The 7,266-nt window shown below is 63.2% G+C and carries 8 protein-coding genes; 4 read left to right on the top strand and 4 right to left on the bottom strand.

The window, feature by feature from the left end:
- The 3 genes from EN750_RS11235 to EN750_RS11225 form a co-directional block, all read right to left on the bottom strand.
- Positions 1-477 (bottom strand): HAD family phosphatase (locus tag EN750_RS11235; protein WP_145967558.1); only part of this gene is annotated, 477 nt, incomplete at its 3' end.
- Positions 477-962: a dUTP diphosphatase gene (gene dut / locus EN750_RS11230; protein ID WP_127396467.1), complete on the bottom strand. Its 486-nt coding sequence runs from the start codon at positions 960-962 to the stop codon at positions 477-479. The genes dut and EN750_RS11235, both read right to left, overlap by 1 nt.
- 404 nt (positions 963-1,366) lie before the next feature.
- A complete protein-coding gene (locus EN750_RS11225) occupies positions 1,367-1,837 on the bottom strand; it encodes an Lrp/AsnC family transcriptional regulator (protein ID WP_127332244.1) in 471 nt (156 codons plus the stop codon).
- Between the two features lie 115 nt (positions 1,838-1,952).
- Here EN750_RS11225 and EN750_RS11220 point away from each other — a divergent pair, with 115 nt between their 5' ends.
- From EN750_RS11220 to EN750_RS11205, 3 genes are all read left to right on the top strand, one after another.
- Positions 1,953-2,201: a DUF6356 family protein gene (locus EN750_RS11220; protein WP_127396466.1), complete on the top strand. Its 249-nt coding sequence runs from the start codon at positions 1,953-1,955 to the stop codon at positions 2,199-2,201.
- A 15-nt stretch (positions 2,202-2,216) separates the two neighbouring features.
- Positions 2,217-3,017, top strand: a complete 801-nt coding sequence (locus tag EN750_RS11215; RefSeq protein WP_127266625.1) for a class II glutamine amidotransferase — start codon at positions 2,217-2,219, stop codon at positions 3,015-3,017.
- Positions 3,018-3,346: 329 nt separating this feature from the next.
- Positions 3,347-4,720, top strand: a complete 1,374-nt coding sequence (locus tag EN750_RS11205; protein ID WP_127396465.1) for an amidase — start codon at positions 3,347-3,349, stop codon at positions 4,718-4,720.
- Here the strand turns inward: EN750_RS11205 and EN750_RS11200 are convergent.
- Positions 4,714-5,787, bottom strand: coding sequence for an FAD-binding oxidoreductase (locus tag EN750_RS11200; protein WP_127266622.1), 1,074 nt, complete (start codon positions 5,785-5,787; stop codon positions 4,714-4,716). The genes EN750_RS11205 and EN750_RS11200 overlap by 7 nt on opposite strands.
- A gap of 236 nt (positions 5,788-6,023) precedes the next feature.
- On the opposite strand from EN750_RS11200, the gene EN750_RS11195 reads away from it, so the two are divergent.
- On the top strand, positions 6,024-7,266 hold a 1,243-nt coding region (locus tag EN750_RS11195; protein ID WP_127396464.1), incomplete at its 3' end, for a peptide chain release factor 3.

Genomic DNA, 7,266 nt, shown 5'->3' with positions numbered 1-7,266 from the left:
GCCCATGGTCTTGGCCGCATGCAGGAACAGGTCCGGGAACGGCTTGCCACGGCTGACCATGGTCGAGGAAAACATCGCGTGTTCGAACAGCGGCAGCAGCCCGGTCTGGCCAAGCGTGATGTGCATCTTCGACACCCGGGCCGAGGTGGCGACGCAATAGGCGATACCGGCTGAACGCACGGCTTCGACGAACTCGCGGACGTAGGGGATCGCTTCGACGCCGTGGGCAAACAGGTCCGGCAGGCCGGCGTTCCAGCGATCGACGAAACCGGCGCCGAGCCTGACGCTGGTCTCTTCTTCGATCTCTTTCTGCACCGACGCCATGCTGCGGCCGGAGAAATTCTTGCGGCAATATTCGAAGCTTGTCGGATAGCCGGCAGCGGTCAGCCATTCGGCGAGACGCCGATTGGCCAAATTCTCTGTATCGACCAGGATCCCGTCGCAGTCGAAGATGACAAGCTTAGGCAGTTCAGGCATCAGGCGGTGCCGGTCGATCCGAACCCGCCCGCGCCACGCGCCGTACCACCGGCCAGACTGCGCTCTTCCACGGTCGCCTGGGCCACCGCAGCGAAGATGATCTGGGCGACGCGCATGCCGCGCGTCACGGCAAAGTCTTCATCGCCGAGATTGATCAGCAGCACCTTCACCTCGCCGCGATAGTCGCTATCGATGGTGCCGGGCGTGTTGAGGACGGTCAGGCCGTGCTTGAAAGCAAGTCCGGAGCGGGGCCGCACCTGGCCCTCCATGCCTTCCGGAATTTCCAGGATCAGCCCGGTCGGCACCAGAGCGCGCTTTCCCGGAAGGATCAGCAGCGGCCGGTCGTCCGGCACAGCGGCGCGCAGATCCATGCCGGCGGCACCAGTGCTTTCATAGGCGGGAAGGGGAAGTCCTTCAGCATGCGGCAACCTGACGAAGCCGACGGTCGGACCGATGACGGAGGAAGTTTGAAGGGCTGCGCGCATAAAATCGATCCTATCGGCGCGAACGGCGATTCGGTCAACTCGACTGTAATTCTATCAACGGCTTTCTTTTGGGCGGCACGATGGCCGGTCCGGTAGTTTGTCGCCTAACTGTTCGAATTTCGATATGTTGGCCGCATGGATAATCAGGCCGATGACCAACCCGACATCTTAGCCCTATTGAGAAGCACTGCAGAGTCTAGCAAGCGTCTCGCTGAGGCCATGTTGAAGGCCTATGCAGCAAACGCTTTGCCAGAACCAGCGACGCCGGACGATATCGCTCATTGGAAACAGGTTTTGGTGGATGCCAAGTCAGAATTGCTAAGGCTACACGAGGCCCACCGGACCTAAAGACCAGAAGCGCCCAGTTCATACCGAGACACTACCCAATCCCACATGCGCTGCCCCTAACGCAGTTCCATCGGAACGACGGTCGTTTCCTTGATTTCCTCCATCACGAACGACGCGGAAACGTCCGACAGCGCCACCTTGGCAATCAGCCGCTGATAGAGCCGGTCATAGGCCTTCACGTCGGCGACGCGGGCGCGCAAGACATAATCGAGGTCGCCGGACATGCGGTAGACGCCGATGATCTCGGGAAAGCCGGTCACCGCCGCCCGGAACTTCTGCAGCCACTCCGGATCGTGGTTGGACGTGCGGATCAGGATGAAGACGGAAAGGCCAAGCCCGAGCTTTTCGGCATCGACCAGCGCCACCCTGCCGGTGATGACACCAGCCTCTTCCAGCCGCCTCACTCGGCGCCAGCAGGCATTGCGCGACAGCGCCACCCGTTCCGACAGCTGGTCGACCGACAGCGTGCCGTCGCGTTGCAGCTCAGTGAGCAATTTCCGGTCGATTTCGTCAATTTCCAGCGTCATGTGGGATATTTGTCCCAAGGATCACCGAAATACAAGGACATTTTGAGACCGATGAACCGGCGAAGCGTGTCAGGATACTCATATCAGGAACTTGAAGCGCTGAAGGGGAACCAGCATGTCGGTCGCAAGGATTTTCACCTCTCATCCGGCCAAGGTCGGCGAAACCTATCTCAGTCATATGGCTTTTGCCGCCTGGTTTTCGTCGCGCCTGTTGATGGCTGCCGGCGCCGCGCTCGTTCACGCTTTCTTGCCGTTTCTGTTTGAAACTACCGCCAGCCGAATCGTTCGCGAGCTTTACGAGCGGACGCACAACAGAGGCACACACGCGATCAAGGAGCCTGCGGCTCTTATGGATCGCGCCTAGAGGACGACAGAAGCGATGTGCCGGTGGGCGGCCTATCTCGGTGAAGCGGTCTTTCTCGAAGACATCCTCACGGCGCCCTGTCACTCGCTGATCGCCCAGAGCCACTGCGCCCAGGAAGCGAAATCGCCGACCAATGGCGACGGTTTCGGCCTTGCATGGTACGGTGACCGCCCGGAGCCGGGTCTCTATCGCGATATCCTGCCGGCCTGGTCCGATCCCAATCTGAAGAGCCTGTGCCGGCAGATCAAATCCGGCCTGTTCCTTGCCCATGTGCGGGCGTCGACCGGCGGCGCCACCAGTCGCATGAACTGCCATCCGTTCATCTCCGGCGCCTGGTCGTTCATGCACAACGGCCAGATCGGCGGCTTCGAGAAGATCCGCCGCGCGCTGGAGAATTCGCTGTCAGACGCCGTCTTCGACCAGCGCGAAGGCACCACCGATTCCGAACTCTTTTTCCTGCTGATGATCGACGAAGGGTTGGCCGGCGATCCGCAAGGCGCGGTGTCCCGCGCCACTAGCCGCGTGCTCGAAGCCTCGCGCCGCGCCGGCCTCGAACCAGCGCTGAAGCTCACCGCCGCCTTCTCGGATGGACAGGCGCTGCATGCGGTGCGCTATGCCACCGACGCCCACGCGCCGACGCTCTACACCTCCGTCTTGCGCAAGGGCGGCGGCCGCTGCATCGTGTCCGAGCCGTTCGACCGCGAGGGCGGCGACTGGCAAGCGATCCCGCCATCGAGTTTTGTCACGATGACGCGGGACGGCATCAGCATTCGCCCGTTTGCTCCAGCGGCGGCAAAGCTGGCGCTGGTCGGGTAAGTTTCTTCGCCGGATCGCAAATGCTGCAAAGTCGCGGGCCAGCGCCCCCTCTGTCCTGCCGGACATCTCCCCCTCAAGTGGGGAGATTGGCAGCTTCGCCGACCGCGCGTTCTTGCAACGTTGAAGATTGGCGAAAGCCGTGACGCTATCCAATCTCCCCACTTGAGGGGGAGATGGCCGGCAGGCCAGAGGGGGGCGCCGTAGAGTGCCGACATCGGCAGCACAACTTCGATCAAGCACTAGCGAATACCGAATGCTCAACTCCGCTTGAAATCGCGCCGCGTTCCGCCAATTGGTCAGGCACGCGCGGCCAAGCCGGAGCATTCCTCATGGACATCGTCTTCTCCTCAACCGTCGATCTCGCTGCAGCCATCGCCAAGCGCAAAATCTCCGCCGTGGAAGCACTCGACGCCTATCTGGCGCAAATCGATGCGCACAACCATGCGGTGAATGCCGTCATCTCGCTCGACAGGGAAGGCGCCCGCGAGCGTGCCAAGAAGGCGGACGCTGCCCAGGCGCGCGGCGCCGCACCCGGACCTCTGCATGGCGTGCCGTTCACGCTGAAAGACATGCACGAAACGTCAGGCATAAGGACCACGGTCGGCTTCCCGCCCTTTGCCGACTATGTCGCCAAGCAGGACAGCCCGGTCGTCATCAGACTGAAAGCGGCCGGCGGCGTGCTGATGGCCAAGACCAATGTCGCGGCCATGCTTTCGGACTGGCAATCGAACAACCCGCTGTTCGGCCGCACCAACAATCCATGGAATCTCCAGCGCACGGCGGGAGGCTCCAGCGGAGGCGCGGCAGCGGCAATTTGCTTGGGGATGACGCCGTTCGACGTGGGCACAGACATGCAGGATTCGATCCGGCTGCCGGCCGCCTTTTGCGGTGTTTATGGCTTGAAGCCGACGGAGCATCGTGTCTCGCTGGCCGGTGCCTTCCCCGATCCCGGCGGTGCCGCGCGCAGCGTGCGGCTGATGTCCTGCCTCGGGCCGTTGGCGCGCAGCGTGCAAGATTTGGCGCTGATTTATCAAATCATCGCCGGCCCGGATGGAAGCGACACCGATCTTGCTCCGGTGCCGGTCCAGGATATGCCGAAGCTCGACCCTAGGACATTGCGCATCGCCTTCGCGCCGTCCTTTCCCGGCTTTCCGGTGGCCGGCGACATCAGCGCCGCGGTCGAAAACCTCGCAAGGCAGCTGCAATCGGCCGGTGCCCTCGTTGAGGAGGCAAAACTGCCGAAACTCGATCTGCACCACGATCTGGAGCAGGGCGGCGCGCTGATCGGCATGATGCTGGAGGCCGCCCAGCCGGAGTCGCCGGAGAACCCGACACCGGTCTCGCATTGGTTCGAGGCACTCGCCCGCCGCGACAGGTCCATTCTCGCCTGGGACCGGTTTTTCGAAAACCATGACGCGCTGCTCTGCCCGGTCGCCATGACTTCCGCCTTCCCGCATTGCGAGCCGGGCACGCCGATCACGGTCGACGGCAAGGAGCAGAGCTACTGGATGCTGCCGGCCTATGGCGCCGTCTTCAACTACAGCGGCCATCCGGCGCTTTCCATCCCATGCGGACAGGGCAGCGAGGGCTTGCCGATCGGCTTGCAACTGGTCGGCAAACGCTGGTCGGAGTCACAGCTGCTCGGCATCGCCAGGGCAATCGAACCACTGACCGGCGGCTTTCGGCGTCCGCCCGCCTATTGAGCGAAACGCGACAATCCATAAGGGGCAAGTAAGGGGTCGCGCTCGCCGTCGAGGATTTCCCGAGCGGCGAACAGGCCGATGGCCGGCGCCAACGTGATGCCGGAATGCATGACGGCGACATAGACACCGTCCAAGCCCTCGGCGCGGCCAATGATCGGAAAGCCGTCGATCGGCGTCGGCCGGTAGCCGACCGTGTGGAAATCGAGTTCCAACCCATCGCTGTCGCGCAGCATGGCCTTCATGGCCGCAAACAGGGCGTGGGCGGTGGCTTCGGCATCCATGCCCGGATCGGCTCCGCCAAAATCCGAGCCGGCGATGATGCGGCCTTCCGCCGTCTGGCGCATGTGCAGCCGCTCGGCCAGCACCAGCCCGTTGAGCAGCTTTTCGTGCGGTCGCGAATGGACGATCAGGCCGGGCGGCGTTTCGATCGGCAGGTTGATCCCGGCGGTCGCGGCGATCTCCGGCGAGCCAACGCCGGCCGCGACCACCACCTCGTCCGATGCAATCAGGCCATGCGATGTGTCGACACCGGTGATCCTGCCGCCGGTCTGGACCAGGGCCGTCACCGTGCTGGAGATGGTCTTCGCGCCATGTCGCTTCGCGTCTGCCAATAGGGCACGGACGGCGGCCACGGGCTCTGCGACACCTTCTTCGGCAACATGCAGGGCAAAATCCGGAAGCTCGGTGAGATTAGGTTCGATGCGCGCTGCACCGGCGCGGTCGACTTGGCTGATGCCATAGCCCCAGGCGGAATGTTCCGTGGCGTAGGTTTCCATGTCGGCCGCCGGTAAGTCCCAGCACAGGCCGCCGCACCAGCTCAGCGGCAGGTCGGGCAGGTCCTGCGCCAGCCGCGACCATTCGGCCATGGCGCGGGTGCGCAGCCGGAAATAGGGCTCCGGATTGCCCCAGCTGGCGTTGATCCAGGCGAACGAATTTGGCGTCGCCACCCCACCGGCAGCACTGTCGGCAATCACCGTCACTTGCGCACCCGCTCTGCTCAGATGCCAGGCGGTGGAGGCACCGATGATGCCGGCGCCGATGACGATTACTTGTTTCGCCGCAGTCATGCTTGCTCCTCTTCCTCGTCATCCGGAGGGATGTTCATCCAGTGCCATCCCGGCAGCCGCTTGCCAACATCGCGCAGCGTAAAATATGCGGCAATGCACTGGCCGGAGCCACAGCACGACTGAGCTGTATGCTCTGACGGTGAGGCGGCGATCAGCAGCGCCCGAGCCGCCGGACCGGTCGACAGGCCGGCACTGCGCTGCTAGAAGCCCGGCCTGTCACACGGAAATCCCAGAGAATGCCCGAAGCAATAGAAGAAGAAGTGGCACGCCGCCGCACCTTCGCGATCATCGCGCACCCGGACGCCGGCAAGACGACGCTCACCGAAAAGCTGCTGCTGTTCGGCGGCGCCATCCAGCTCGCCGGCGAGGTCAAGGCCAAGAAGGACAAGATCCAGACGCGGTCCGACTGGATGAAGATCGAGCGCGAACGCGGCATCTCGGTCGTCACCTCGGTGATGACCTTCGAGTATGAGGACAATGTCTTCAACCTGCTCGACACGCCCGGCCACGAGGATTTCGCCGACGACACCTACCGCACGCTGTCGGCGGTCGACTCGGCGGTCATGGTCATCGATGCCGCCAAGGGCATCGAGCCACGCACGCTGAAACTGTTCGAAGTCTGCCGCCTGCGCGACATCCCGATCATCACCTTCATCAACAAGATGGACCGCGAAAGCCGCGATCCGTTCGAGATTTTGGACGAGATCGAACAGAAGCTGGCGCTGGATACTGCCCCCGTCACCTGGCCGATCGGCCGCGGCAAGAATTTTGCCGGCACCTATCATCTGGCGCTGAATGCCGTGCGCAGGGGCGACGCGGAGAAGGAACGCACGCCGGTCAACGGCCCCGATTCCAACCGCGTCGCCGGGCTGCTGCCCGAAAACGAGCGCGAAGCCTTCATCGAGGAACTGGAACTCGCGCGAGAAGCGTGCAGACCCCTTGATATTGAGGCCTTCCGCGAGGGCCATCTGACGCCGGTCTATTTCGGTTCGGCGCTACGCAACTATGGCGTGCGCGACCTGATCGAGGCACTCGGCGCTTTTGGACCGCCGCCGCGCGCGCAGGAGGCCGACACCCGCAAGGTCGAGGCGACCGAAGAGAAGATGACGTCCTTCGTCTTCAAGATCCAGGCCAACATGGATCCCAATCACCGCGACCGCATCGCCTTCGTCCGTGTCTGTTCGGGCAAGCTCGAGCGCGGCATGAAGGCCAAGCTGGTGCGCACGGGAAAACCGATGTCGCTGTCGGCGCCGCAGTTCTTCTTTGCCCGGACCCGCGTTACCGCTGACGAGGCTTTTGCCGGTGACGTCGTCGGCATCCCCAACCATGGCACGCTGCGCATCGGCGACACGCTGACCGAAGGCGAGGAGATACTGTTCCGCGGCGTTCCGAATTTCGCCCCGGAAATCCTGCGTCGTGTGCGCCTCGGCGACGCGATGAAGGCGAAAAAACTCAAGGAAGCGCTGCACCAGATGGCAG

It is taken from the genome of Mesorhizobium sp. M7A.F.Ca.ET.027.03.2.1 (assembly GCF_003999175.1).
Taxonomy (GTDB): domain Bacteria; phylum Pseudomonadota; class Alphaproteobacteria; order Rhizobiales; family Rhizobiaceae; genus Mesorhizobium.
This window is presented reverse-complemented; position numbering and strand designations above follow the sequence as displayed.

Excerpts from the sequence above, each read along its gene's own strand:
- EN750_RS11220 (WP_127396466.1), top strand. The coding sequence starts at position 1,953 with ATGTCGGTCGCAAGGATTTTCACCTCTCATCCGGCCAAGGTCGGCGAA.
- EN750_RS11225 (WP_127332244.1), bottom strand. The coding sequence starts at position 1,837 with ATGACGCTGGAAATTGACGAAATCGACCGGAAATTGCTCACTGAGCTG.
- EN750_RS11215 (WP_127266625.1), top strand. The coding sequence starts at position 2,217 with ATGTGCCGGTGGGCGGCCTATCTCGGTGAAGCGGTCTTTCTCGAAGAC.
- dut (WP_127396467.1), bottom strand. The coding sequence starts at position 962 with ATGCGCGCAGCCCTTCAAACTTCCTCCGTCATCGGTCCGACCGTCGGC.
- EN750_RS11200 (WP_127266622.1), bottom strand. The coding sequence starts at position 5,787 with ATGACTGCGGCGAAACAAGTAATCGTCATCGGCGCCGGCATCATCGGT.
- EN750_RS11205 (WP_127396465.1), top strand. The coding sequence starts at position 3,347 with ATGGACATCGTCTTCTCCTCAACCGTCGATCTCGCTGCAGCCATCGCC.